Genomic DNA, 24,886 nt, shown 5'->3' with positions numbered 1-24,886 from the left:
CCTCGAAGGAAAGCGCAAGCCTGACCGTCGCCGAGGACCTGCAGCGCAACGGACCGAGATCAATGCGCCATTATCACCAGGGGTTCGAAACCTTTGTCGGGCCTTCCGCGTTGAAGGACCAAAGGGAGAACGCAGATGTCGATCCACTTCACCGTCTCCGACCTGACAAGAAACCTGTTTCACTCGCTGGGGCTGGACCAGCGCGCGCCAAGGCCACTCAATCCCGAGCAAAGCCTGTTGCTGGAATGCTATCTGGCCGGCCAGGTTCCTGAATCAGCCTGGAGCGACTACGTCTTCGAGACGCCCGATCTTGCCCGGCATGCCGAGGCCAGGCGCAGTCACCACTGAACCGGCAGCGGCGCCTATTTTGGAGAAGCGAATTGCAACGTAAACACGTTGCCAGCGACCCCTTGCGCCAGCTTCGCCGAGAAAGTCAGGGGCAGGCAATCCTGCAGGGCCGCTGTCGCGGCATCGACAAACGATTTCTTCGCTTTGGCATCACCATCCACTTTAATGGCCGTCGGCCTCGGCGGGCCGATCAGCGTGCCATCCCGCTTGAAGCTGAAGCTCAAGGTGACGCTGGCGGTCCCGGCGTCCGCCGGCGGTGTCCAGCATGCCTGGATCGCTGCCCCGACATCGTCCATCGTGTTGAGTTCGGCTGCACTCGAAGCATGGACAGCGGTTGCCAGCATCACGCCCGCAACCGCAATCCGTCTCGCAACGCTTTTCATCGCCAGCCCTCGTCTCATGCCTGACCGACAATCCATGCCGGACTGCCGAGATGGATGGTAGGGCCAACGCCGGCAATGACAATATCTCCCGACAAAAGTTGACGCCAAAAAAGCGACACTGGACGAGGCCTGCGTGCCAATTCGCACTTGGCGATGGCGTGCGAAAGCAAAAAGGCCGGCATTGCGCCGACCTTTCCTATCGCTACGACGTTCTGCGCCAGTACATCCGTGGTCGCGGGCCGAAAGCGAATTGCCTGCAGTAGACAGGGCTTTGGTTAACGTATCCTTAACCTCAGGCCTTGGCCTGCGACTTCACATGGGCGATGTAGCCGCGCACATCGCCGGCCGGCTCGCTATAGGCCTTGCCGAGCGTCTTCTCGATCGCCGCCACATAGTCCTTCGCCCACTTGGGCAAGGCATAGTCGACGACGGCTAGGAATTCGAGCGTCGCCGCCAGGCGGATATCGGCGATCGACGGGTTCTTGCCGCCGATGAACGGCTTGCCGTCCCTGAAGAAGCTGTGAAACACTTCGAGCGGCTCGGCGATCGCCGCCATCGCCGCCTTCTGGGCCTCCGACTTCCTGTCGGGGTGCGCGTCGCTGTGGCCGACCTCGCCGGCATATTGTGGGAAGCCGAGCGCCGGATAGGTGGCGCGTGCCACATAGGGGTAGAGCGTGCCGATCAGGTAGAACATGGCACTGTCGACCATCGCCCGCTTGGCCGGCGCCTTCGGATAGAATTTCTCCAGCCCGTGCTTGTTGGCGAGATACTGCATGATGGCGCAGCTTTCCCACAACACGCCTCTAGGGAGGCCCTTGTCCTCGATCATCGGTGTCAAATGGGCGGGATTTCGCGCCATGAACTCCGGCGAACGGGTGTGGCCCCAGGCATCGGTCTCGGCATTGTCGAAACCGGCCGCGCGCGCAAACACCCGCACGGTCATGTTGTTGACGCTGGGCTTCAGCATGCTGAGCTTCAACGCCGGCTTCTTGGCCGGCTTGGCCTTGGGCGCGGCTTTTGCCGTCGCCTTCACCGCAGGCTTGGCGGCCGCCTTGGCTTTTGGCTTTGCCGCAGCTTTCGCCGCGGATTTCCCGGCAGTCTTCGTCGCTGTCTTGGCCATCTTGTTCCTCCCTCTGGTCTGTTCAGTATGGGTTCTTCGGCGCCCGATCGTCCGACAAGGTGGCGCGGGAACGTTCGACGAGCGCCTGGATCGCATCGGCGAGATGCACTTCGGCGATGTTGTAGTCGCCGCGCGCGACCCGCAGCCTGTGCGCTTCCATCAGCACATCGGCGTGGGTGAAGCCCGCTGGCGGTTCGAAGCGGTAGGACGCCAGTTCGATCAGCAGGCCGAGCGGATCCTCGAAATAGATCGAATCCATGAAACCGCGATCCTTGACGCCGCTGTGCTTGATGCCGCGCTCGTCAAGACGGGAGACCGCCTGCAGGAAGGTGACGCGCGACACCGAAAAGGCGATGTGGTGGACACAGCCCGGATCGGTCGGCGTGCGCCGCTTCTCCGGTGTGCGGCTCTCGTCGGTGAAGATGGTGATCAGCCGGCCGTCGCCGGGATCGAAATAGAGATGGCTTTCCCTCGGCTTGTCGAGGTTGGGCTGTTCGAAGATGAACGGCATGCCGAGCACGCCTTCCCAGAAATCGATAGAGGTCTGGCGCCCGGCGCCGACCAGCGTGATGTGATGAACGCCCTGCGACTGCAGCTTCTGCATTGGCATTCCTCCCCCACGGCATCAACTGGCCGTCCGGGCAGCGCGGCGTTCTGCGCGCCGCCGGAGCCGAACCTCAGGATCCGTGACGTGATGCTAATGCAAACAGGGCCGCAGCGCCAGAAGCGACGAACGCGGCGACGCAACGGATAAGCCGGATGATTGAGAGTGCGCCGCCCTTCCGATGCCCGGACATCGGAAGGGCGTACACGCTACGCTTTTGGAGGCTGAGGGTCGACGATCCGGCCGACGGCCGACCGAATTGAGATACCGACTTACGAGCCGCTGCTGTTGACCGTAGTGCCGACGTTCGTGAAGATTCCGTTGAGCGAATTGCCCAGCGCCCCGGCGCCGGTGATGATCGCCAGCGCGATAAGAGCTGCGATCAAGCCATACTCGATCGCGGTCGCGCCCGACTCGTCCCAAGCGAAACGACAGGCTATTTTCTTCATGTCGACCTCCTACAGCTACTAAAGCGACAACTAATATATCGTCGTGAGTTGCGGGGGCGTTAAGGTTCTCGGTTTCGGGTCCGTTAACATTTGCCAGACGAATGAAATGAAGGCCAGTATCGAGGGTCGTCAACTTCAGAAACGAAATCGGCGGCATCCTGCGAATTTGTCGAAAAACTTGGTACGCCCAAGGGGAATCGAACCCCTGTTCCCGCCGTGAGAGGGCGGTGTCCTGACCGCTAGACGATGGGCGCGTTCAAGAACCGGCGATATAGGCTGAGCGCTGGGAAAAAGCAACTGGGGTTAGGCCGCTTTCCCTTGCCGAGGAAAAGCCGGCCGTGAGCCTATCGTTTCGGTTCGATCAGATCCCAGAGATTGCCGTACAGATCGGCGAAAACCGCCACCGTGCCGTAGGGCTCGAAGCGCGGTGCTTCGCGGAATTCGACGCCCTTCTCCAGCATCGCTGCGTGGTCGCGGGCAAAGTCGTCGGTTTCCAGGAACAGGAAGACACGGCCACCGGTCTGGTTGCCGATGCTCCGCCTTTGCGCCTCGTCGGACGCTTCCGCCAGAAGCAGCCTGGCGCCCTGCCCGTTGGCCGGCGCCACTGTGACCCAGCGCTTGCCGCCGCCGAGATCGACATTTTCGGCGAGCAGGAAGCCCAGCCGCTCGACATACCAGGCAATCGCCTCGTCATAATTGGCGACGACCAGGGCGACCGTGGCGATGCGGCGATGCTCGGCGAACCCGCTCATGCCTGAGGCTTGCTCATTGGCCTGCTGCCGTTCATCGTTGCGGCTCGGTCACGGTCACTTGTTGCGGATCGCAAAGCGGCCGATCAGGCGTCGCTCGGTGATGTCGTAGACGAAGATCGTGCGGCTGCCATCGGCAAGCTCGGCGTCGATCGAGACACGATTGCCGGACAGCGACTGGCTGACCACCGTGGCGCCGACCGGCAGCACGATGTCGCCGTTGACCGGTTCGCCGGCGGGTGTCTGGATATCGCCGGCCAGCGGCGGGTTCGCCGGCGGTGCATTGCGCGCTTTGTAGACAAGGGCGCCGATCACCACCATAAGGGCGAGGAACAGCAGGCCGAGATTGATCCCGACGAAGCGGACGAGTTTCCTGCGCACCTTTTCGACCTCGGGGTCGAGCGGCTTATCCTGGTCTTCTTCGGCGATCGGGCTGGCCATGGCAAAACAGTTCCGGAACGGTTTTTCAATGAGCGCTCATAGCGAAGAGGCCCCTGAATTGATAGAGGCGGAACCGACAGTGCTGGTGGCGGGCGCGGATGCGGCCGGCCTGCGCCTCGACCAGTGGCTGGCCGCAAGCCTTGGCCCGGACATGTCACGCAGCCGCGTGCAGATGCTGATCAGGCAGGGCGCGGTCTCGGTCGACGGCAAGCCCGTCGACGAGACCAAGCGCAAGATGGCGCCGGGCGAGAGCGTGTCGGTTACCATGCCGGAGCCGGAGCCGGCGGAGCCGCAGGGCGAGAACATCGCACTCGATGTACTCTATGAGGACGACGAACTGATCGTCATCAACAAGCCGGCCGGGCTTGTCGTGCACCCCGGAGCGGGCAACTGGACCGGCACGCTGGTCAATGCGCTGATCCATCATTGCGGCGCCAGCCTTTCAGGAATCGGGGGTGTGCGCCGGCCGGGCATCGTCCACCGCCTCGACAAGGAGACCAGCGGCGTCATGGTGGTCGCCAAGACCGACCGCGCCCACAAGTCACTGTCCGAGGCTTTCGCCGATCACGGCCTGACCGGCGACTTGGAGCGTGCCTATCTGGCGCTGGTCTGGGGCATACCGCAGAGGCCGACCGGAAGGGTCGACGCGCCGCTCGGCCGCGCCGCCGACCGCGTGCGCCGTGCCGTGGTGCCGGAAGGACGCGACGACGCCCGCCATGCGGTCACCCACTTCGCCGTGCAGGAGCGCTTCGGCGAGAGCCAACAGGAGTTCGCCACGGCCAGCCTGGTCGAATGCCGGCTGGAGACCGGCCGCACCCACCAGATCCGTGTCCACATGGCGCATATCGGCCACCCGGTGATCGGCGACCCCGATTACGGCCAAGCCTTCCGCACCAAGGCCAACCGGCTGCCCGAACCGCTGAAAAGCCAGGTCAAGGCATTTCCCCGGCAGGCTTTGCATGCCTGGCTCCTTGCATTTCGGCACCCCACTACCCATCTAACGATGAGGTTCGAGGCGCCGTTACCGAGGGACATGGAGGAACTCGTCGGCGGCTTCCGCAAGCTCTGAACCCGTCACCGACAAGCCATCAAAAAACCTGACTGACATTGTTCACTTCACCGTGACACACTGTTTCGTGTTGAACAAATGCCTGTCTTTTCTGGTTTTGTTCCTGTATAAGATCTGATGTCGCGGGCGAGCCTTTTGGTGCTCGCGTCACATGCCCGCCGCGTTTCGGGGGCATCACTCCAATAGAGAGGGGGCGCTATCATGGCCCAGTCACTACCCAGTATCGTTTCCGGCGAAGGCGGCCTCAGCCGCTACCTGGAAGAAATCCGCCGCTTTCCCATGCTGCAGCCGCAGGAAGAGTACATGCTCGCCAAGCGTTATGCGGAGCATGAAGACACCTCCGCTGCGCACAAGCTCGTCACCAGCCACCTCAGGCTCGTTGCCAAGATCGCCATGGGCTATCGCGGCTATGGCCTGCCGATCGGTGAAGTGATCTCGGAAGGCAATGTCGGCCTGATGCAGGCTGTCAAGAAATTCGAACCCGAGCGTGGCTTCCGCCTCGCGACCTATGCCATGTGGTGGATCAAGGCCTCGATCCAGGAGTACATCCTGCGCTCGTGGAGCCTGGTCAAGATGGGCACGACCGCCAACCAGAAGCGCCTGTTCTTCAACCTGCGCAAGGTGAAGGGCAAGATCCAGGCGCTCGACGACGGCGACTTGAAGCCCGACCAGATCACCGAGATCGCCACAAGGCTGAACGTTTCCGAAGCCGAAGTGGTGTCGATGAACCGCCGCCTGTCCGGCGACGCCTCGCTCAACGCCCCGATCCGGGCCAGCGAAGGCGAATCCGGCGAATGGCAGGACTGGCTGGTCGACGACCACGAAAGCCAGGAAGAGATGCTGATCGAGCAGGACGAGCTGGAAAACCGGCGCGGCATGCTGTCGGGCGCTCTTGCCGTGCTCAACGAGCGCGAGCGGCGCATCTTCGAGGCCCGTCGCCTCGCCGAAGAGCCGCTGACGCTGGAAGAGCTGTCGTCCGAGTTCGACATCAGCCGCGAGCGCGTGCGCCAGATCGAGGTGCGCGCCTTCGAGAAGGTGCAGGACGCGGTCAAGGCCGCCGCCAAGCGCCAGACCCAGGCGCTGCGCACGATTGAGGCGCAGCCGGCGGCGTAAGGTTAGCTAAGGCAACAAAAAATCAAGGCGGCGCCAGGAAACCTGGCGCCGCCTTTTTTGTGGCTGATTGGGAGTTGGCGAACGGGGGCGACAGCCAATCTCCCCCGCAAGGGTCGAGATTGGCAGCTTCACCAACGGCCCCTCAAAGCCCGTCCAGCGGAAACTTCAGGTACCGCCGGCCATTGGCTTCGGGTTCGGGCAACCTCCCGCCATTCATGTTGACCTGCAGCGCATGCAGGATCAGCCGCGGCATCGGCAGCGTCCTGTCGCGCGCCTCGCGCAGGGCGACGAACTCGGCCTCGCTGCAGGCGGCGGCAAGATGGATGTTGGTAGCCTTCTGTATGGCGACCGTGCTTTCCCACAAAGGTTCGCGGCCGCCGGCCTGATAGTCATGGCCGACGAACACCCGCGTCTCGTCCGGCAACGCCAATATGTCCTGGATCGAGCGCCAGAGCCGCGCGGCACTGCCGCCGGGAAAGTCCGTCCTCGCCGTGCCGCTGTCGGGCATGAACAGCGTGTCGTGGATGAAGGCGGCATCGCCGATCACATAGGTGATCGAGGCCAGCGTGTGTCCGGGCGAGAACAGCACCTTGACCGGAAGGGTACCCACTTGGAAGGTTTCGCCTTCTCTAAACAGCCTGTCCCACTGCGAACCGTCGGCGGGAAAATCCGGCCAGTTGTAGATCGCTTTCCACAGTTTCTGGACCTCGATGACCCTGTCGCCGATCGCCGTCGGCGCGCCGGTCTTCTCTCTCAAGTAATGCGCCGCCGAGAAATGGTCGGCATGCGGATGGGTGTCGAGGATCCATTCGACGCTCAGTCCCTGCTCGCTGACGAAGTCGAGCAGGACATCGGCATTCGTCGTTGTCGTAGCACCGGATTTCTCGTCGAAATCAAGGATCGGATCGATGATGGCGCATCGCTTCGTCGCCTGGTCGGCGACGACATACTGGATGGCGCCGGTCGGCTTGTCATAGAAGCCGCTGACCTGCGGCCTGGCCAAAGCTACGTCCAATTCCGGCTTCCCCAACTCTCGGTCGCCAGGAATGATTTTCTCTGACGACACCCGAGAGGAGCATGGTTGTCCGCTCGGGTGAGCCAGTCAAGTATCCTTTCGCTCGCGGCGACAGGAAAGCCAAAACTGTTCCGAGCGGTCAGGCCGACGGCTGCTTGGTCTTCCGCAGATACGGCAGGATGGTCTCATAAGCGCCGAAGCGTTTGATTGCATCCTCGTTGGAAACGGCCGCGGTGATGATCACGTCCTCGCCCTGCTTCCAGTTCGCCGGCGTCGCCACTTGATGCTTGGCGGTGAGCTGCATGGAATCGACCGCGCGCAGGATCTCATCGAAATTGCGCCCCGTGGTCATCGGGTAGGTCAGCACCAGTTTGATCTTCTTGTCCGGTCCGATGACGTAGACCGAGCGCACTGTGGCGTTGTCGGCGGGCGTGCGGCCCTCCGACGTCTCGCCGGCACCGCCCGGCAGCATGTCGTAGAGCTTGGCGACCTTGAGGTCCTTGTCGCCGATCAGCGGATAGTTCACCGAATGACCGGTCGCCGTCTTGATGTCGTCCTGCCACTTGCCGTGACTTTCGACCGGATCGACCGAAATGCCGATGATCTTGACGTTGCGCTTCTTGAACTCGCCTTCGAGCCCCGCCATCGTGCCAAGCTCGGTCGTGCAGACCGGCGTGAAATTCTTCGGGTGACTGAACAGGATCGCCCAACCGTCGCCGATCCAATCATGGAATTTGATCGTCCCTTGCGTGGTCTCGGCGGTAAAATCCGGCGCAATGTCGTTGATACGAAGGCTCATGGTACATCTCCCCTGTAAACGGAACCGTCGGCAGCGAGGAACGGCACACGGCAACCCACGCCGCCATCAAGCTGTCCCGCCCTGCATCGTTGCATCTTAGCGCAAAAATCGTGGCTGCAAGATAATATGAAACTCTTGTCGGCGGCAGGCGAGCATTTTTATGCTTTCGAATTCGCGGCGCGCGGATGAGAGCCTGGGGCTGGACAGGAAAGGTTCTGTCTCAGCTCTTGTTGACCGCCAGCGTCACAGTCAGGTCTTCCATGCGCTGTGCCAACGCGCCGAGCGCGTTGGTGAGCACGCTATCGCTCTTGTCGGCCTTGGTCAGAGCCTCGTCGCGGGTCTTGCGCAAGGTCAGCACTTCGCTTTCCATGCCCTTGACGCGTTTTTGCAACTCGGAGAGTTCATCCATCACCATAATGCCGGCCATCACGGTCAGCCGCTGATCGCCGATCTCGCCGAACGAGTCCTTCAGGTGTGAAACATAGCGGTCGAAGCGTTCGGCAAGGTCGATCAGATGCTCTTCCTGGCCCTCGTCGCAGGCCATGCGATACTGCTTGCCGTCGATTGAAACCGTGACCTGTGCCATCGGGCCAGCTCCTATCTGTCCAACACGGCGCGGATGGTTTCCATGGCGGTCACCAAACGTCGCGAGACTTCCTTGTTGGCATCTTCCAGCCGTTCGGCGCGCGCTTCGGAATTATCGAGTTCCTGCGCCAGCCGCGAGCGGTCGGCATTCATCCGCTGCACCTCGGCCTCGGCTTCGGAGTAGTCGCGTTCATGCTCGAGCTTGGCCGCGACGGCGTTTTCCAGCCCCTCGATGGCCTTGCCCAGCCTCGCGATGACTTCCTTGAGTGTGGCTTCCCCGGTCATGGCCTTCGTCCTGTGCCCTGCCCATCACCGAATCGTTCACGTTCAGAACGCGTTATCCCTGAAACATTAGGCACCGGGTGAAGGCAACGTCAACAAAGCTCTCGCGACTGTCCCCCGCTAACGCTAATGTAGGTCCGCCGCCGGCATCACAAGACCGGCAAATGTGCACCCGATTTGTTGACTAAAAGCCCGCGCCTGCTATGTGTCGCGCACCCTTTTCAAGGGCTCTCCCAAGCCCCCAAACCCCCACTTCTGGAGGAACCATGACGTCGCGTGAACAACATGACCGGATGGCCAATGCGATCCGCTTTCTCTCCATGGACGCCGTCGAGAAGGCAAATTCCGGCCATCCAGGCCTGCCCATGGGCTGCGCCGATATCGCCACGGTGCTGTTCACGCGCTTCCTGAAATATGATCCCAAGGCCCCGCACTGGGCCGACCGCGACCGTTTCATCCTGTCGGCCGGCCATGGCTCGATGCTGCTCTATTCGCTGCTGCATCTGACCGGCTACGAAGACATGACCCTCGACCAGATCAAGCACTTCCGTCAGTTGGGCTCGAAGACCGCCGGCCATCCCGAATACGGCCATGCCACCGGCATAGAGACGACGACCGGCCCGCTCGGCCAGGGTCTCGCCAATTCGGTCGGCTTCGCGCTCGGCGAGCGCATCATGAATGCCGCCTTCGGCAACGATCTCGTCGATCATTACACCTATGTGCTGGCCGGCGACGGCTGCCTGATGGAAGGTGTTTCCCAGGAAGCCATCGCGCTTGCCGGCCATCTCAAGCTCAACAAGCTGATCGTCTTCTGGGACAACAACGACATCTCGATCGACGGTCCGGTCTCGCTGTCCGACAACACCGATCAGGTGGCCCGCTTCCAGGCCTCCGGCTGGAATGCCAGCCACATCGACGGCACCGATCCCGAAGCGATCGCTTATGCCATCGAAGCCGCCCGCCATTCCGACAAGCCGACCATGATCGCCTGCAAGACGACCATCGGCTTCGGCGCGCCGACCAAGGCCGGCACCAACAAGGCGCACGGTTCGCCGCTCGGTGCCGACGAGATCGCCGGCGCTCGCAAGTTCTTCAACTGGGATTCGCCGCCCTTCGAGATTCCGGCCGACATCCTCGACGCCTGGCGCACCGCCGGCAAGGCCGGCGCCAAGGCGCGCACCGACTGGGAAGGCCGCTTGGCCAAGGCCGATGCCAAGCTGAAGGCCGAGTTCGAACGCCGCCTCAGCGGCAAGCTGCCGTCCAATTTCGACGCCATCATTGCCGATTACAAGAAGAAGCTGTCGGCCGACAAGCCGAAGGTCGCCACCCGCAAATCGTCCGAGATGGCGCTGGAAGTCATCAACGGCGCCGTGCCCGAGACCATCGGCGGCTCCGCCGACCTGACCGGCTCCAACAACACCAAGACCAGCCAAACCAAGAACATCACCTCGGACGACTATGGCCAGCGCTATATCCATTACGGCATCCGCGAGCACGGCATGGCGGCTGCGATCAACGGCCTGACGCTGCATGGCGGCCTCATCGCCTATGGCGGCACTTTCATGTGCTTCTCCGACTACGCCCGCCCGTCGATGCGGCTGGCATCGCTGATGGGCATCCGCTCGATCTTCGTCATGACCCATGATTCCATCGGTCTGGGCGAAGACGGCCCAACCCACCAGCCGGTCGAGCATCTGGCCGCATTGCGTGCCATTCCCAACCACAATGTCTTCCGCCCGGCCGACGCGGTCGAAACCGCCGAATGCTGGCAGATCGCCCTGGAGTCGGAAAAGACGCCGTCGACGTTGGCGCTGACCCGCCAGAACCTGCCGACGGTGCGTACCGAATTCTCGGCGAAGAACCTCAGTGGACAGGGTGCCTATGAGGTGGCTGCCGCCAGCGGCGAGGCAGCGGTGACGATCTTCGCCACCGGCTCCGAGGTCGAGATCGCGCTTGGCGCGCGCGACCTGCTGGAAAAGCACGGCCATCCGACCCGCGTCGTCTCGGTGCCCTGCTTCGAACTGTTCGACCAGCAGAGCGACGACTACCGCAAGAAAACGATCGGCAACGCGCCGATCAAGATGGCGATCGAGGCCGGCATACGCCAGGGTTGGGATCATCTGATCGGCTCCGACGGCATCTTCGTCGGCATGACAGGCTTCGGCGCCTCGGGCACGATCGAGCAACTCTATCCGCATTTCGGCATTACCGCCGAAGCCGCGGCCAAGGCGGCGGAAGCCCGCCTGCATACCAAGTAGGTTCAAGGTTCGGCGAAATCGCGAAAGGCGGACTCGCCGGGCTGGCCCAACTTAATCGATTTAAATCCACGCCACTGCGGCTGGATTCTTTCTGCTTCCACCGCTATGAAACTGCGGACCCCTCATCCGCCCTCCAACTCCCAGGGAGAGAATTATGACCGTCAGAGTTGCCATCAACGGATTTGGCCGCATCGGCCGCAACATCCTGCGCGCCATCCATGAATCCGGCCGCAAGGACATCGACGTCGTCGCCGTCAACGACCTCGGCCCGGTCGAGACCAATGCGCATCTGTTGCGCTACGACAGCGTGCACGGCCGCTTCCCGCATGAAGTTTCGGTTTCCGGCGATCAGATCACCGTCGGCAAGGAAACGTTCAAGGTCACCGCGATCAAGGATCCGACGCAGCTACCGTGGAAGGAACTCGGCATCGACATCGCGCTCGAATGCACCGGCATCTTCACCGCCCGTGACAAGGCAGCGGCACACCTGACCGCCGGCGCCAAGCGCGTCATCGTTTCGGCCCCTGCCGAAGGCGCCGACCTCACCGTCGTCTACGGCATCAACCACGACCAGTTGACCAAGGACCATATCGTCATCTCGAATGCCTCGTGCACCACCAACTGCCTGGCACCGCTGGCAGCCGTGCTGCATGAGACCGTTGGCATCGAAAAGGGCATGATGACGACGATCCATTCCTACACTGGCGACCAGCCGACGCTGGACACCATGCACAAGGATCTCTACCGCGCCCGCGCCGCTGCCCTGTCGCAGATCCCGACCTCGACGGGTGCCGCCAAGGCGATCGGGCTGGTGCTGCCCGACCTCAAGGGCAAGCTCGACGGCATCTCGATCCGCGTGCCGACCCCGAACGTCTCGGTCGTCGACTTCAAGTTCATCGCCAAGCGGTCGACCACGGTGCAGGAGATCAACGAAGCGGTGATCGCCGCTTCCAACGGCAAGCTGAAGGGCATTCTCGGCGTCACCCATCATCCGAACGTGTCGATCGACTTCAACCACGATCCGCGCTCCTCGATCATGGCGCTCGACCAGACCAAGGTGATGGACGGCAACTTCGTGTCGGTGCTGTCCTGGTACGACAATGAATGGGGTTTCTCCAACCGCATGGGCGACACATCGGTCGCCTTCGGCAAGACCATCGCCTGATCACAAAGCTTTCTTTTCGAGACTTGGAACGCCCGGCTTTGCCCGGGCGTTTTTCATGAGCGCAGCTTGCGCCTTTCCAAATTGTGTCCTGGACGCCAAAACATCCAAAAATCAGCGGCATAGGCCAAAAAGCCACCCTGCCGCCTTGCACTGGTCACGTCTTCGCCCCACTCTCTCGCAAAGCAGGAGACAGACGAATTTGAGGGGCTGATTTCAGGATGGAGCATGCGATCTATCTCGTCACGCTGGTCGGCACAGCGCTTGTCGTCGCCGCCGCGTTTTCGAGCCTGATCGCCTTCCGCTTCGGCGCTCCTCTTCTGCTCCTGTTTCTCTGCATTGGCCTCGCCACCGGCACCGACGGACTCGGCATCCAGTTCGACAACGCCCGCATCGCTTATTTTGCCGGCTCACTGGCGCTGGCCGTCATCCTGTTCGATTCCGGTTTCGGCACGCCGCTCAACGCCTTGCGGCAGGCTGCAGGCCCGGCTTTGTCGCTGGCGACCTTCGGCGTGCTTGTCACCACCGGCCTGTTCGGCGTCGCCGCCCATTATCTGCTCGATCTCACCTGGCTGGAATCCTTCCTGCTCGGGGCTGCCGTCGCCTCCACCGATGCGGCGGCCGTGTTCTTCCTGCTGCGCGCCGGCGAGATCAATCTGCGCGAACGCGTGCGCTCGACGCTCGAGGTGGAATCCGGCACCAACGACCCGATCGCCATCTTCCTGACCATCACGCTGGTCGAGATCATCGCCGCCCATGCCAACCCCGAAACCAATGTCCTGGTCACCAGCCTGTTCCTCGGCTTCCTCCTCAACATGGGCCTTGGCGCTGTCGTCGGCGTGCTCGGCGGCCTCGCCATCGTGCGCCTCGTCGACCGGCTCAATCTCGACCACGGCCTGCTGCCGATCTTCGTGCTGACCTTGTCGCTGATGGTGTTTGCAGCCGCCGGCGCCATTGGCGGCTCGGGCTTCCTGGCGGTCTATATCGCCGGCCTCATCTCGGGCAATTCCGATATCCGCGCCGTCACCATCCTCAAGCGCTTCCAGGACGGCATGTCATGGCTGGCACAGATCATCATGTTCCTCATCCTCGGCCTGTTCGCGACACCGTCGCAATTTCCGGCGATCATGGTGCCGGCGGTGCTGCTCGGCCTGTTCCTGATGTTCATCGCCCGCCCGATCGCGGTCTGGCTCTGCCTGATCCCGTTCCGTCTGCCGCGCCCCGAGGTCGCCTTCGTCTCCTGGGTCGGCCTGCGCGGCGCGGTGTCGATCCTGCTCGCCATCACCCCGCTGCTGGGCGGGCTGGAAAACGGCCGTGTCATCTTCAACACCGCCTTCATCATCGTACTCGTGTCGCTGGTCATCCAGGGCTGGACAGTCGGACCGCTGGCGCGTCGCCTCGGTCTGATCGTGCCGGCACGGCTCGGACCGCTGGACAAGGTCGAGCTGGAACTGCCGGGCTCGGCCCATCACGAGCTTCTTGCCTATCGCGTTGCACACGGCAGCCCGGTGGCGCGCGGCGAGCGCATCCCACGCTGGGCGCGACCCTCGCTGGTGTTGCGCGACGGCCGCTCGATGCGCTTCCAGGACATGGGCCGGCTCGCCGCCGGCGACCAGGTCTACATTTTCGTGCCGGACCGCTATCCGCGCCTGCTCGACAAGCTGTTCGCGAGCCGTGCAGTGGTCGATCCCGAGGATGCCGATTTCTTCGGTGCCTTCGCCGTCGACCCCGCGCGCTCCGCCGCTGAACTGGAAGCGGCCTATACGCCAGGCCTGACCGAAGCGGAGCAAAAGCTCACCGTTGGCGCGCTGGTCACGGCGCGGCTCGGCGGCCATGCCGAATACGCCGACCGCGTCCTGCTCGGCCCGATAGAACTGATCGTCCGCGACGTCGACGACAAGGGCAAGATCATAGGCCTCGGCCTGTCGTTCGAGCCGACCGCGCCGGTGGCGCGGGTGCCGGTCTTCCTCAGCGCCGGCGAAATCGGCGATCGTCTTTCCGCCTTCATCCGCAACTGGCGCAAGCCGACCGAGACGCAGGAGGCCGAGGCGCGGGCGGACGAAAAGCAGGCCCCGGAGCCAGCGCCGGAAAAGGCAGCAACCGAAAGCTGACAAACCCGCTATTGAGCGCTGCCATTCATCCGCCCCGCCGGTGCAAGATCGTGCCCACTTCAAAATTTCGGTTCGAGCGCGCCCTAAGCCTTGCATCGACACCGATGCGGGGTATGGTCCCCCGGTTTTTCGCGAAAGGAACCCCGCATGGCCGCCTTCAAGACACTCGACGATATCGGCAACATCAGCGGCAAGCGCGTGCTGGTGCGCGTCGACCTCAACGTGCCTGTCATTGAGGGCAAAGTCACCGACACCACCCGCATCGAACGCATCGCGCCGACCATCGCCGAGCTGTCAGGCAAGGGTGCCAAGGTCATCCTGCTCGCCCATTTCGGCCGACCCAAGGATGGTCCCTCGCCCGAATTCTCGCTGGAGCCTATCGCCAAGGCGACAGCTGATGTGCTTGGCCGTCCCGTCGGGTTTGCCTCCGACTGCGTCGGCGACACGGCCGGAAGCGCTGTCGCCGCCATGAACAAGGGCGACGTGCTGCTGCTCGAAAACACCCGCTTCTACAAGGCCGAGGAAAAGAATGACCCGGCCTTCACCGAAAAACTCGCCGCCAATGGCGATATCTTCGTCAACGACGCCTTCTCGGCCGCGCACCGCGCGCATTCTTCGACGGAGGGGCTGGCGCATCTGTTGCCGGCTTTTGCCGGCCGCACCATGCAGGCCGAGCTTGAGGCGCTGGAGAAGGGCCTGGGAAAACCGGTTCGTCCGGTCGTCGCCATTGTCGGCGGCGCCAAAGTCTCGACCAAGATCGATCTGTTGATGAACCTGGTGAAGAAGGTCGATGCCCTCGTCATCGGTGGCGGGATGGCCAACACCTTTCTTGCCGCGCGTGGCACCAATGTCGGCAAATCGCTGTGCGAGCATGATCTCGCCGCGACCGCCAAGCAGATCATGATCGAGGCGGCCGAGGCCGGCTGCGCCATCATCCTGCCGGTCGACGGCGTCGTCGCCAAGGAGTTCAAGGCGGGCGCGGAATGCGAGACCGTCGCCATATCGGACGTGCCGGCCGACGGCATGATCCTCGATGTCGGCGCCAAAACCGTGACGACCATCGGCGAATGGATCGACCGTGCCGCGACACTGGTCTGGAACGGCCCGCTCGGCGCCTTCGAGATCGCGCCCTTCGATCATGCGACGGTAGCGGCGGCCAAGCATGCGGCGGCGCGCACCAAGGAAGGCAAGTTGGTCTCGGTTGCCGGTGGCGGCGATACGGTGGCGGCGCTCAACCATGCCGGCGTCGCCGACGACTTCACCTATGTCTCGACCGCCGGCGGCGCTTTCCTGGAATGGATGGAAGGCAAGCCACTGCCCGGCGTCGACGTGTTGAAGCGCTGAGGCTCCGAGGCGAGGCGATCAACACTCGGAGAGCGAACAAGGCCGCCCGAGGCATTCAATCGATTCGAGCTTTCCGATGCCATTCCTTTGGCGGTAGACTTCCGTTAAGCGCGGAACAACCGTTTCAGGAGAAGCAACAATGAGCGAACGTCTCGAAGACATTGCCGCCGCAATCGTCGCCGACGGCAAGGGCCTGCTGGCGGCCGACGAAAGTTCAGGCACCATCAAGAAGCGCTTCGACGTCATTGGCGTCGAATCGACCGCCGACAGCCGCCGTGACTACCGCGAGATGATGTTCCGCACCAGGGAGGCGATGACCCGTTACATCTCCGGCGTCATCCTCTTTGACGAGACGATCCGCCAGAAGGCCGCCGACGGCACGCCGCTGGTCGACATCATCAAGGCGGCCGGCGCCATCCCCGGCATCAAGGTCGATGCCGGCGCCAAGCCGCTGGCCAGGTTTCCCGGCGACACCATCACCGAAGGCCTCGATGGCCTGCGCGAGCGCCTTGCCGATTACTACAAGCTGGGCGCCCGCTTCGCCAAATGGCGAGCGGTGATCGACATCGACCAGGCCAAGGGCGTGCCCTCGGCCAATTCGATCGGCTCGAACGCCCATGCACTTGCCCGCTATGCCGCCCTTTGCCAGGAGGCCGGCATCGTGCCGATCGTCGAGCCGGAAGTGCTGATGGACGGCGCCCACGACATCGATACCTGCTACGACGTCTCGAAGGCAACGCTGATCAAGCTTTATGACGAGCTCCATGCGGCTGGCGTCCTGCTGGAAGGCACCATCCTGAAGCCCAACATGGTGCTGGCCGGCAAGAAATCGGGCAAGGTGAGCAGCCCGGAAGAAGTCGCGGAAAAGACCATAAAGCTGTTTCGCGAGACCGTGCCGGCAGCGGTGCCGGGCATCGCCTTCCTCTCCGGTGGCCAGGAGGACGAGGAGGCGACCGCCAACCTCAACGCCATCAACGCCATCGGCCCGCACCCGTGGAAGCTGACCTTCTCCTACGGCCGCGCGCTGCAGGCCGCGCCGCAGAAAGCCTGGAGCGGCAAGGCCTCGAATGTCGCCGCCGGCCAGGCCGCCTTCACCCATCGCGCGCATATGAACCATCTGGCGGCGCTTGGAAAATGGAAGGCGAGCCTGGAACAGGCCGCCTGATCAAAATCCTTCCGTCTTGCCTTTGAACCCGGGCCGATGCGCCCGGGTTTTTGTTTGCCCGGACTTGGGGCAGAGCCTCTCCGTCCTTATTTCCTCTCCGGCGATGTCGGTTTGCGCCCATCCCGAACGTCCTTGGGATGACATTCAGGGAGAGGTTCATGCATCGCAACAAGATCGTTTCGCGCGAAGACTGGTTCCAGGCGCACAAGGCGCATCTGGCGCGCGAGAAGGAATTGACGCGGTTTCGCGAGCGGATCGCCGCTGAACGGCGTGAACTGCCCTGGCTGAAGATCCGGAAAGACTATGTCTTCGAGACCGAACAAGGGCCGAAGAGACTGACCGACCTGTTTGGCACCAACAGCCAGCTGATCGTCTATCACTTCATGTTCGGGCCGGGCTGCGTCAATCATTGCGAGGGCTGCTCATTCCTTGCAGACCATATCGACGGCGCCAATCAGCATCTGCGGCATCACGACGTGTCGCTGGTCGTGGTTTCGCGCGCTCCACTGGCGGAACTTCTGCCTTACAAGCAGCGCATGGGCTGGAAGTTCGACTGGGTGTCGTCCTATGCCTCGGATTTCAACTTCGACATGCAGGTCTCCTTCACCGACAAGCAGATCGCCGCCGGCGACACCACCTACAATTTCGAGACCCGTCCACGGACATCGAAGGAGCTTCCCGGCACCAGCGTTTTCTACCGGGACGAGAACCGCGACATCTTCCTCACCTTCATGTCGCGCGCCCGCGGCGGCGAGGCGCAGATCGGCGCCTACGACTATCTCGACATGACGCCGAAGGGCCGCAACGAGAACGGCCCCTATCACGGACTGATGGATTGGGTGCGGCTGCACGATGAATATCAGGGCAAGCAAGCGGGGCAGGCGAGTTGCTGCGATTGAAGAGCGTTCCCGCCGACCAAAACATGCGCTAAGGCTGCCGCTGATCGTTTAACGGTACTGCTATGCGCTTCCCGTCCCTACTCACCTGGCTCGCCTTCCCGGTCTATATCTGGCAAGGCCTCGGCGTGCGACGCCCGCACCACGCGCATGCTGCCGGCGCAAGGGCCGGTCATGCACGAAATATCAGGCAAGGCGCCTGATATCTCGCTTCTGGTGCTGGGCGATTCGTCCGCCGCGTCGGTCGGCATAGGCAATTCGGAACATGGGCTTGCCGCGCAACTCGCCGTGCTGATTTCACAAAGCACAGGCCGCACCGTGCGCTGGCGGGCGGCCGGCTTTAATTCGGCAACGTCGGGCCAGATACGCGACCATGTCCTGCCCAATCTGTCGGCCGAACCGTGGACGCATATCGTGTTGGCCATCGGCACCAACGACACCAAGAATTTTCACTCCGTGCCGCGCTTCAAGAAGGAGTTCGGCGGCCTGCTCTACGGCCTGCGCGCCAAATGGCCGGAAGCACGCGTGGTGTGGTCGCCGGTGCTGGAGTTCACGCGGGCTCCGGCCATGCCGCCGCTGCTCGGAAAAATCCTTGAGATTCGCGCCACCGACATGAACCGGATGGGCGAACGCCTTTGCCTGGAGCGCGGCGCGGTGCCGGCGCCGCGCCTGCCGATCACCAATCCGGAAGCCCGCTTTGCGTCGGACGGCTTTCACGCCTCGGAAGCAGGCTACCGGGCCTGGGCCGAGCATCTGGTTGGCCCGGTGCTTGGCAATTGAGCACCGACGACAAGTGCCGTCCTACGTCAAATGCCCGAGCACGGCCGCCAGGGAAATCGCGGCCATGGCGAGCAGTGCCAGTTTCCAGAAATCACCACGTCGCTTGAGGCCCGGCCAGCCAAGCGGCTTGATCAATTGAATGACCATGAAACCGACGATGACAAGGGCGAGAAATTTCGTCATGCCGCCTTTGACCAGCAACGCGCCCGGCTGTCAAAGCACGTCGTTCATTGCCTGAGAAAGAACGACGCCGCGATCCTGGGTCGGAACGCGGCGCCCGCCTGCCGGTGGCAAACGATCTACTTCAGCGGCTTGAGGCCGGCCTCGATCGAAGCGCGCTTCGGTTCGAGGAATGGCGGCAGGGCAAGACTTTCCCCCAGTGTTTCCAGCGGCTCGTCGGCGGTGAACCCCGGTCCATCGGTGGCGATCTCGAACAGGATGCCGTTCGGCTCGCGGAAATAGAGAGAACGGAAATAATAGCGCTCGACCTCGCCGCTCGACGGCAGCCGAAACTCGGCCAGCCGCGCCGTCCATTGATGCAGCGTCTCCTGGTCCGGCGCCCTGAAGGCGACATGGTGAACCGCACCCGCGCCTTGCCGTGCCGGCGCCAGTCCCGGCTGCACCAGGACATGCAGCTCCGCCGCCGGCCCGCCCTCGCCCATTTCGAAGACGTGAACCTCCCCCTCCGGCGAGGCATAGTCGCGCGCCTTGCGCATGTTCATCACCTTGGTCACCACCGCCTCGGTGTTGGTGATGTCGGGAACGCTGATGACGATCGGCCCGAGCCCGCGTATCTGGTGCTCGACCGGTACCGGGCTTTGCGCCCAGGGATGGCTGCCGCCCTTGCCGCCATCGCTGACCAGGCGCAGACGCTGGCCCTCGGGATCTTCGAAGTCCAGTGACGCATAACCGCCGATGTCGGCGATCTCTCCTGTTGCCAGGCCTTCGTCGGTCAAGTGTTGCTTCCACCAGGCAAGGCTCTCCCGGTTGCCGACCCTGAGGCTGGCCCGCACGATGCTGTGCGTGCCGCGCCGCTCGCGGCCGACCGGCCAGTCGAAGAAGGTAAGGTCGGTGCCCGGCGTCGCTTCGCCGTCGGCATAGAAGAGGTGGTAGGCCGAGGTGTCGTCCTGGTTTACGGTCTTCTTGACCAGCCGCAGACCCAGCACCTTGGTGTAGAAATGAAGATTGCCGGGCGCATTGGCGGTGATGGCGGTCAGATGGTGGATACCTGTCAGTTGCAAGCTCATGGTCGTCTCCCTGCTGTTGGGGAAAAATTTTCTCCCTTCATATCAGACCTGCGGTCACCTCGCTGAAGGCCGCGTATCCCGACAGTCCGTCGCCGGAAGCTGAACAGCGGCACCGAATACAACGCCGTCTCTATGAACAATCGGAAGTCGCAAACCTGCCTTGAGGCACCGGTCGATGCGGCGAGAAGCGATGCCTTGCCTGCGGCGCGCGCACTGTCCGGAACTATTGTTCGCCCCCTGCCATCCTCCTGACAGACTGCTGTCAGGAGGGGTATGCGATAGTGCCTCTACACAGAGAGAGGAGACTAGCCATGAACGGTTATACCATTCTGCGCGGCATGCAGCACTATGTCGGCAAGATCCGCACGATGCGCAACGAGATCCGCACCCAGCGGTTCATGAACTCGCTGCCGGCGGACATTCGTAAGGATATCGGCTGGCCGGACATGTATGCGGACCGTGGCCCTCGCGGCAATTGAAGCCAATTTTTCGACCCGGCGATTGGATGTCGGCGCGTCAACGCCCAGATAACAGGTCCGGTGCGCGAGGATGGGAGCGAGCTTATGCCCGAACAGAAGACGATCGGTTCCCTTTTCATCGAAGGTTTTGCCGACTGGGAGTATGGGCTGCTGGCGGCCTCGGCAGTCGAATGGTTCGGTGCCCGTGCCATGTCGCTGACACCGGATGGCAAGCAGGTGACCGGGATCAGCGGCTTTCGGCTGATCCCCGATCGCTCAACAGGCGCCAGCGAGAATGCCGATCTAGATGCCATTGCCGTCATTGGTTCCGACCAGTGGACGGGCAAGGCACCGCCTGATGTAGGCGACCTGCTTGCAGCCATTGCATCGCGCGGCGGTGTGGTCGGCGGTATCTGCGCCGGCACGCTGGCGCTGGCCCGAGCCGGCCTGTTCGAGAAGACCAGGCATACCAGCAATGGCCGCGACTGGATCAATGGTCATGAGGCCGGTTATGCCGGTGCCGAGAACTACCAGGATGTGCCGCATGCCGTAGCCGACGGCAAAATTGTTTCCGCGCCAGGTTCGGCACCAGGCACCTTCGCACTCGCCTTTCTGAAGACGCTCTACCCCGAAAGAGGCGGCGATCTCGCGCGGATGCGGACACTGTTTGCCAAGGAATATGCTGAAGGCTCCTGACAGTATGCTGTCAGGAGGGCCGTGCAATGGTGCCAGCTTCGGACACCGCGCATTGGCGTCAAAGGACGATCGATGAAGAGTTGGAACGACAGACTGAGCACACCAGGCATCAACGGCGTGAAGCCAACGCCGCGCACGATGGCCGATGTCGTCGAAGGCCAGCCTATGCTGGTGCCGACGGCGCGCCAGGTTGATGATTTCATCCGCTCGATTCCCGAAGGCATCGAGATGGATGTGCGTGCGCTACGGACAGCACTTGCCATCCAGCATGGCGCCGAAGTGACATGCCCGGTCACCATAGGCTATCATCTGCGCACTGTTGCCGAAGCCGCCAACCAGGACCTCCAGCGCGGCATGGCGCTGAGTGACGTGGCACCGTTCTGGCGCGTGCTCGATGCGAAAACACCGACGACGAAGAAACTGTCCTTCGGCGCGGAGTTCGTCGCCGCGCAGCGCAAGCGCGAAGGGCTGAAACCATGAGGCACGCCGCCCAAAAGTGTTCTGCGGTTTTGGGATAACGGCATGCGCGAAAACACGAGGCCGTGCCGTCCAAAAGTGGACATCAGTTTTGGGCGACATGCATAGAGACAACGCCGAGGGACCATACGATGCGCCGCGCCGACAGGCTCTTCCAGATCGTGCAGCATCTGCGCGGTGGCCGACTGGTCACCGCCCACAAGCTCGGCACGTGGCTCGAGGTTTCCGAGCGAACCATCTATCGCGACATTGCCGACTTGCAATCGACCGGGGTGCCGATCGACGGCGAGGCCGGCGTTGGCTACATGATGAGGGAGGGTTTCGACCTTCCGCCGCTGATGTTCACGCGTGACGAGATCGTCGCGCTGGTCGCCGGCGCCCGCATGGTGCGCGCCTTTGGCGGTGCCGCCATGGCGAGGGCCGCCGACGAGGCGCTGGTCAAGATCGGCGCCGTATTGCCCGATGCCGAGAAAGACCGCATCGCCCGCACCGAGATCCACACACCGATGTGGGTGGTCAGCGACGCCGCCCGCGAGGCGATCGACCTGATCGAGCGCGCGGTCGAAAAACGCCAGGTGCTGACCATCGACTATTCCGACGAGGCCGGCCGCGGCACCGCCCGCGATATCCGCCCGCTCGGTCTGTGGTTTTGGGGCAAGGTGTGGACGCTGGTCGCCTGGTGCGAGATGCGCGACGATTTTCGCGCCTTCCGCATCGATCGCATCGCCTCCGTGGTCATCGCCGGCCGCATCTTCAAGCCGGAGCGCGGCAAGCAGCTTGCCGACTTCTACCGCGCGGTGGAACGCAGCGAGGACTATGGCATGGCGCCGGATCGCGCTGCGCGCAGCTGAGTTGTTGACCCCATAAAAAAGCCCGCTCGAAGCGGGCTTTTTTTCTTGGAATATCAGACAATCTCACTCGTCGTCGTCATTGTCCGTGTTCTTCGACTTCAAGGCCGAGAGCTTGGCGAACACGGCGTTGGCGTCGAGTTCGGCATCCTCGTCCTTCGGCTTCTCGGGAGCCGGCACCAGCCGCTCGGTCAGGGCCGCCGGCAGCAGCGTGTCGCCGACCGGCTGCGCCTGTTCGCGGCCGCGCGAGGCGCGATTGACTTCCATGTCGAGGTCGATCTGCGATGCGAGGCCCAGCGTCACCGGGTCCATCGGCTGCAGATTGGCCGAATTCCAGTGCTTGCGCTCGCGTATCTGTTCGATCGTCGACTTGGTGGTGCCGACGAGACGCGAGATCTGCGCATCCTTGAGCTCGGGATGGTTGCGCACCAGCCACAGAATCGCGTTCGGCCGGTCCTGGCGCTTCGACAGCGGCGTGTAGCGCGGACCCTTGCGCTTGGATTCAGGCACCCGCACCTTGGGGTCCGAAAGCTTCAGGCGCTGGTTCGGATCCTTCTCGGCACGGGCGATCTCGTCGCGGGTCAGCTGTCCGGTCATGATCGGGTCCATGCCCTTGATGCCTTGCGCCGATTCACCGTCGGCGATTGCCTTGACCTCGAGCGGGTGCAGCCCGCAGAACTGCGCGATCTGCTCGAAGGAAAGTGCGGTGTTGTCGACCAGCCAGACAGCGGTCGCCTTGGGCATCAGCAGCGTATTGGCCATTTACAAATCCTTCTCGTTCGCCCGCGTTCCCGCGCGGGCGGTGGTTTAGAGCCACCAAAATGGGAAATTCGCGGTCTGTATAACCGCTCTCGGGTCGTTTCGCAACGTTTTTGGAAGCGGCCGGCGGACAACGCTCGCGCCATTGCAGTAGGCCGGGCCGAGTGTGCGCATGATCCAAATGCCATGCGGAGAGTTGAGGTCAACCGCGGAGCGCTGTCGAGCCATGCTCGGTACTACTGGCCAAAAAAGACAAAACCCGCCGGACTGGGTCCAGCGGGCTCGGAACCGGCGACGGCAAAACCGTCTGCTTCGGCTCTTGCTTCTACGGCATGGTCCGCTCCTTGGAGCAAACCATGCTCAAATCAGATGGCCTTGCGGGCGATCATTTCGATGTCAGCGCGGTTGATGCCGAGATCGCTGAGCTGACGTGCGTTGAGACGGTTCAGTTCGCGGACGGTCTCGGTGTACATACGCCAGTTACGGAAAGCGCGGATCGGGTTCATGGTAGTCCTCCAAATTGATGTTCGTTTCGATGGTGCTCAAATAGGCGTCATCGACGAGGACTTGAATGGCTGATTTTGCATAGCAATGATGCAAATGCTGCATTGCAGCATTAAGCTTCTGTTCATCTTGTAGGCAGCGAGGCGCTGACCTCGCTCGCTGTCAGCCGACGTCGAGCACGATCTTGCCGATGTGTTCGCCGTCCTCCATCCGCTCATGCGCCCGCCAGGCTTCGCTGAGCGGGAAGATCATGTCCATGACAGGAGCAACCTTGCGCGTGCCGAGCAACGGCCACACCTGCGCTTCCAGCGCCGCCCCGATCGCCGCCTTGAACTCGACGGTGCGCGGCCTCAGCGTCGACCCGGTGTGGGTAAGCCGCTTGACCATGATTTTCGAAAAATCCGCGCTTGCGACAGCGCCGGCCTGCACGGCGATCTGGACGATCCGACCCTCAACCGCAGCGGCCTCGTAGTTACGCCCCACATAGTCGCCGCCGACCATGTCGAGGATGACATTGGCGCCCTTGCCCCCCGTTGCCTCCTTGACCGCGGCGACGAAATCCTCCTCGCGATAGTTGATCGCCCGGTCTGCGCCGAGCTTCAGGCAGGCGTCGCATTTCTCCTTGCTGCCCGCAGTGGTGATGACATAGGCGCCAAAGGCCGAGGCAAGCTGGATTGCCGTCGTGCCGATGCCGGACGAGCCGCCATGGACGAGCAGCGTCTCGCCTTTCTTGAGGGCGCCACGCTCGAACACATTGTGCCAGACGGTGAAGTAATTCTCCGGCACCGCCGCGGCTTCGGTATGGGTGAAGCCGGCGGGCAACGGCAGCACGCTCCCGGCATGCACCTTGACATATTCGGCATAGCCGCCGCCGGGCGTCAGCGCGCAGACGCGGTCGCCAATGCGCCAGCGCGATATGTCGTCGCCAAGGGCCGCCACTTCGCCCGACGCCTCGAGGCCCGGCAGGTCCGACGCGCCGGGCGGCGGCGGATAGGCGCCCTTGCGCTGCTGGATATCGGGCCGGTTGACGCCGGCGGCATGCACCTTGATCAGGATCTCGCCGGGGCCGGGCTGCGGCACGTCGCGTGTTTCCGGCTTCAGGACCCGAGGGCCACCCGGCTCCGAGATCGCGATGGCCGTCATCCTTGCCGGAATTTTCTGTCCGCTCGCCATGAGATTTCCCGTCTTTCCTCGCCGTTATCCGATCGGCTGTTTGCATCGACG

General features: G+C 62.9%; 28 protein-coding genes, 1 tRNA gene and 1 pseudogene. 14 read left to right on the top strand and 16 right to left on the bottom strand.

Annotated elements, in window-relative coordinates:
- The first annotated feature begins 135 nt into the window (after window positions 1-135).
- Complete coding sequence (locus AC0L24_RS22820; RefSeq protein ID WP_023810978.1) at window positions 136-348, top strand: hypothetical protein; 213 nt, start codon at window positions 136-138, stop codon at window positions 346-348.
- 14 nt (window positions 349-362) lie between these two features.
- On the opposite strand, the gene AC0L24_RS22815 is transcribed toward AC0L24_RS22820, so the two are convergent.
- The 7 genes from AC0L24_RS22815 to AC0L24_RS22785 all read right to left on the bottom strand — a co-directional run bounded on the left by AC0L24_RS22815 (window position 363) and on the right by AC0L24_RS22785 (window position 4,094).
- On the bottom strand, window positions 363-731 hold the full coding sequence (locus AC0L24_RS22815; RefSeq protein WP_127809081.1) for a hypothetical protein: 369 nt from the start codon (window positions 729-731) through the stop codon (window positions 363-365).
- 292 nt (window positions 732-1,023) lie between these two features.
- Window positions 1,024-1,851: a glutathione S-transferase family protein gene (locus AC0L24_RS22810; protein ID WP_127809080.1), complete on the bottom strand. Its 828-nt coding sequence runs from the start codon at window positions 1,849-1,851 to the stop codon at window positions 1,024-1,026.
- A 22-nt stretch (window positions 1,852-1,873) separates the two neighbouring features.
- The gene (locus AC0L24_RS22805) at window positions 1,874-2,455 is read right to left on the bottom strand and encodes a VOC family protein (RefSeq protein ID WP_127268028.1); all 582 of its coding nucleotides are present in this window, start codon (window positions 2,453-2,455) and stop codon (window positions 1,874-1,876) included.
- A gap of 272 nt (window positions 2,456-2,727) precedes the next feature.
- Window positions 2,728-2,904: a Flp family type IVb pilin gene (locus tag AC0L24_RS22800; protein WP_127320620.1), complete on the bottom strand. Its 177-nt coding sequence runs from the start codon at window positions 2,902-2,904 to the stop codon at window positions 2,728-2,730.
- 179 nt (window positions 2,905-3,083) lie between these two features.
- Window positions 3,084-3,158, bottom strand: a tRNA-Glu gene (locus AC0L24_RS22795).
- 90 nt (window positions 3,159-3,248) lie between these two features.
- On the bottom strand, window positions 3,249-3,656 hold the full coding sequence (locus AC0L24_RS22790; protein WP_127809079.1) for a VOC family protein: 408 nt from the start codon (window positions 3,654-3,656) through the stop codon (window positions 3,249-3,251).
- A gap of 54 nt (window positions 3,657-3,710) precedes the next feature.
- On the bottom strand, window positions 3,711-4,094 hold the full coding sequence (locus AC0L24_RS22785; RefSeq protein WP_127268031.1) for a fimbrial protein: 384 nt from the start codon (window positions 4,092-4,094) through the stop codon (window positions 3,711-3,713).
- Between the two features lie 28 nt (window positions 4,095-4,122).
- Between AC0L24_RS22785 and AC0L24_RS22780 the strand changes: the two genes are divergently transcribed.
- Together AC0L24_RS22780 and rpoH are read left to right on the top strand one after the other, a co-directional pair.
- On the top strand, window positions 4,123-5,163 hold the full coding sequence (locus AC0L24_RS22780) for an RluA family pseudouridine synthase (RefSeq protein ID WP_127809078.1): 1,041 nt from the start codon (window positions 4,123-4,125) through the stop codon (window positions 5,161-5,163).
- A gap of 201 nt (window positions 5,164-5,364) precedes the next feature.
- Window positions 5,365-6,276, top strand: coding sequence for an RNA polymerase sigma factor RpoH (gene rpoH / locus AC0L24_RS22775; RefSeq protein WP_127268033.1), 912 nt, complete (start codon window positions 5,365-5,367; stop codon window positions 6,274-6,276).
- Between the two features lie 142 nt (window positions 6,277-6,418).
- Here rpoH and AC0L24_RS22770 read toward each other — a convergent pair whose 3' ends face one another.
- The 4 genes from AC0L24_RS22770 to AC0L24_RS22755 all read right to left on the bottom strand — a co-directional run bounded on the left by AC0L24_RS22770 (window position 6,419) and on the right by AC0L24_RS22755 (window position 8,960).
- On the bottom strand, window positions 6,419-7,291 hold the full coding sequence (locus AC0L24_RS22770; RefSeq protein WP_127809077.1) for an MBL fold metallo-hydrolase: 873 nt from the start codon (window positions 7,289-7,291) through the stop codon (window positions 6,419-6,421).
- A 139-nt stretch (window positions 7,292-7,430) separates the two neighbouring features.
- The gene (locus AC0L24_RS22765) at window positions 7,431-8,090 is read right to left on the bottom strand and encodes a peroxiredoxin (protein ID WP_127260439.1); all 660 of its coding nucleotides are present in this window, start codon (window positions 8,088-8,090) and stop codon (window positions 7,431-7,433) included.
- Between the two features lie 220 nt (window positions 8,091-8,310).
- The gene (locus tag AC0L24_RS22760) at window positions 8,311-8,676 is read right to left on the bottom strand and encodes a cell division protein ZapA (protein WP_023810969.1); all 366 of its coding nucleotides are present in this window, start codon (window positions 8,674-8,676) and stop codon (window positions 8,311-8,313) included.
- Window positions 8,677-8,687: 11 nt separating this feature from the next.
- The gene (locus AC0L24_RS22755; protein WP_013529251.1) at window positions 8,688-8,960 is read right to left on the bottom strand and encodes a DUF4164 domain-containing protein; all 273 of its coding nucleotides are present in this window, start codon (window positions 8,958-8,960) and stop codon (window positions 8,688-8,690) included.
- 263 nt (window positions 8,961-9,223) lie between these two features.
- Here AC0L24_RS22755 and tkt point away from each other — a divergent pair, with 263 nt between their 5' ends.
- The 7 genes and pseudogenes from tkt to AC0L24_RS22720 all read left to right on the top strand — a co-directional run bounded on the left by tkt (window position 9,224) and on the right by AC0L24_RS22720 (window position 18,673).
- Complete coding sequence (gene tkt, locus AC0L24_RS22750) at window positions 9,224-11,215, top strand: transketolase (RefSeq protein WP_127809075.1); 1,992 nt, start codon at window positions 9,224-9,226, stop codon at window positions 11,213-11,215.
- Window positions 11,216-11,369: 154 nt separating this feature from the next.
- Window positions 11,370-12,380, top strand: a complete 1,011-nt coding sequence (gap, locus tag AC0L24_RS22745; protein ID WP_013529249.1) for a type I glyceraldehyde-3-phosphate dehydrogenase — start codon at window positions 11,370-11,372, stop codon at window positions 12,378-12,380.
- Between the two features lie 218 nt (window positions 12,381-12,598).
- A complete protein-coding gene (locus AC0L24_RS22740) occupies window positions 12,599-14,488 on the top strand; it encodes a potassium/proton antiporter (protein WP_127271761.1) in 1,890 nt (629 codons plus the stop codon).
- Between the two features lie 147 nt (window positions 14,489-14,635).
- On the top strand, window positions 14,636-15,832 hold the full coding sequence (locus AC0L24_RS22735; protein WP_127809074.1) for a phosphoglycerate kinase: 1,197 nt from the start codon (window positions 14,636-14,638) through the stop codon (window positions 15,830-15,832).
- A 139-nt stretch (window positions 15,833-15,971) separates the two neighbouring features.
- Entirely contained in the window at window positions 15,972-16,997 is a 1,026-nt protein-coding gene (locus tag AC0L24_RS22730; protein WP_127396046.1) for a class I fructose-bisphosphate aldolase, read from the top strand.
- Between the two features lie 158 nt (window positions 16,998-17,155).
- Window positions 17,156-17,896 (top strand): DUF899 domain-containing protein, encoded by a 741-nt coding sequence (locus AC0L24_RS22725; RefSeq protein ID WP_127809073.1) that lies wholly within the window; start codon window positions 17,156-17,158, stop codon window positions 17,894-17,896.
- 62 nt (window positions 17,897-17,958) lie between these two features.
- Window positions 17,959-18,673, top strand: a pseudogene (locus AC0L24_RS22720) (SGNH/GDSL hydrolase family protein).
- A 21-nt stretch (window positions 18,674-18,694) separates the two neighbouring features.
- Here AC0L24_RS22720 and AC0L24_RS22715 read toward each other — a convergent pair.
- Window positions 18,695-18,856 (bottom strand): hypothetical protein, encoded by a 162-nt coding sequence (locus AC0L24_RS22715; protein ID WP_023810961.1) that lies wholly within the window; start codon window positions 18,854-18,856, stop codon window positions 18,695-18,697.
- Between the two features lie 116 nt (window positions 18,857-18,972).
- The gene (locus AC0L24_RS22710) at window positions 18,973-19,920 is read right to left on the bottom strand and encodes a ring-cleaving dioxygenase (protein ID WP_127396049.1); all 948 of its coding nucleotides are present in this window, start codon (window positions 19,918-19,920) and stop codon (window positions 18,973-18,975) included.
- A 311-nt stretch (window positions 19,921-20,231) separates the two neighbouring features.
- Here AC0L24_RS22710 and AC0L24_RS22705 point away from each other — a divergent pair, with 311 nt between their 5' ends.
- The 4 genes from AC0L24_RS22705 to AC0L24_RS22690 all read left to right on the top strand — a co-directional run bounded on the left by AC0L24_RS22705 (window position 20,232) and on the right by AC0L24_RS22690 (window position 22,402).
- On the top strand, window positions 20,232-20,399 hold the full coding sequence (locus tag AC0L24_RS22705; protein WP_013529241.1) for a hypothetical protein: 168 nt from the start codon (window positions 20,232-20,234) through the stop codon (window positions 20,397-20,399).
- Window positions 20,400-20,483: 84 nt separating this feature from the next.
- On the top strand, window positions 20,484-21,074 hold the full coding sequence (locus tag AC0L24_RS22700; RefSeq protein ID WP_127809072.1) for a DJ-1/PfpI family protein: 591 nt from the start codon (window positions 20,484-20,486) through the stop codon (window positions 21,072-21,074).
- A 72-nt stretch (window positions 21,075-21,146) separates the two neighbouring features.
- Window positions 21,147-21,554, top strand: coding sequence for a hypothetical protein (locus AC0L24_RS22695; protein WP_127809071.1), 408 nt, complete (start codon window positions 21,147-21,149; stop codon window positions 21,552-21,554).
- Between the two features lie 128 nt (window positions 21,555-21,682).
- Window positions 21,683-22,402, top strand: a complete 720-nt coding sequence (locus AC0L24_RS22690; RefSeq protein WP_127809070.1) for a helix-turn-helix transcriptional regulator — start codon at window positions 21,683-21,685, stop codon at window positions 22,400-22,402.
- Between the two features lie 63 nt (window positions 22,403-22,465).
- On the opposite strand, the gene AC0L24_RS22685 is transcribed toward AC0L24_RS22690, so the two are convergent.
- The 3 genes from AC0L24_RS22685 to AC0L24_RS22675 form a co-directional block, all read right to left on the bottom strand.
- Complete coding sequence (locus AC0L24_RS22685; protein ID WP_023810957.1) at window positions 22,466-23,161, bottom strand: DUF1013 domain-containing protein; 696 nt, start codon at window positions 23,159-23,161, stop codon at window positions 22,466-22,468.
- Window positions 23,162-23,523: 362 nt separating this feature from the next.
- Entirely contained in the window at window positions 23,524-23,664 is a 141-nt protein-coding gene (locus AC0L24_RS22680; RefSeq protein WP_127396322.1) for a DUF1127 domain-containing protein, read from the bottom strand.
- 160 nt (window positions 23,665-23,824) lie between these two features.
- Window positions 23,825-24,835, bottom strand: a complete 1,011-nt coding sequence (locus AC0L24_RS22675) for an NAD(P)H-quinone oxidoreductase (RefSeq protein ID WP_127396323.1) — start codon at window positions 24,833-24,835, stop codon at window positions 23,825-23,827.
- Window positions 24,836-24,886: the final 51 nt, after the last annotated feature.

It is taken from the genome of Mesorhizobium sp. WSM4809 (assembly GCF_055811655.1).
This window is presented reverse-complemented; position numbering and strand designations above follow the sequence as displayed.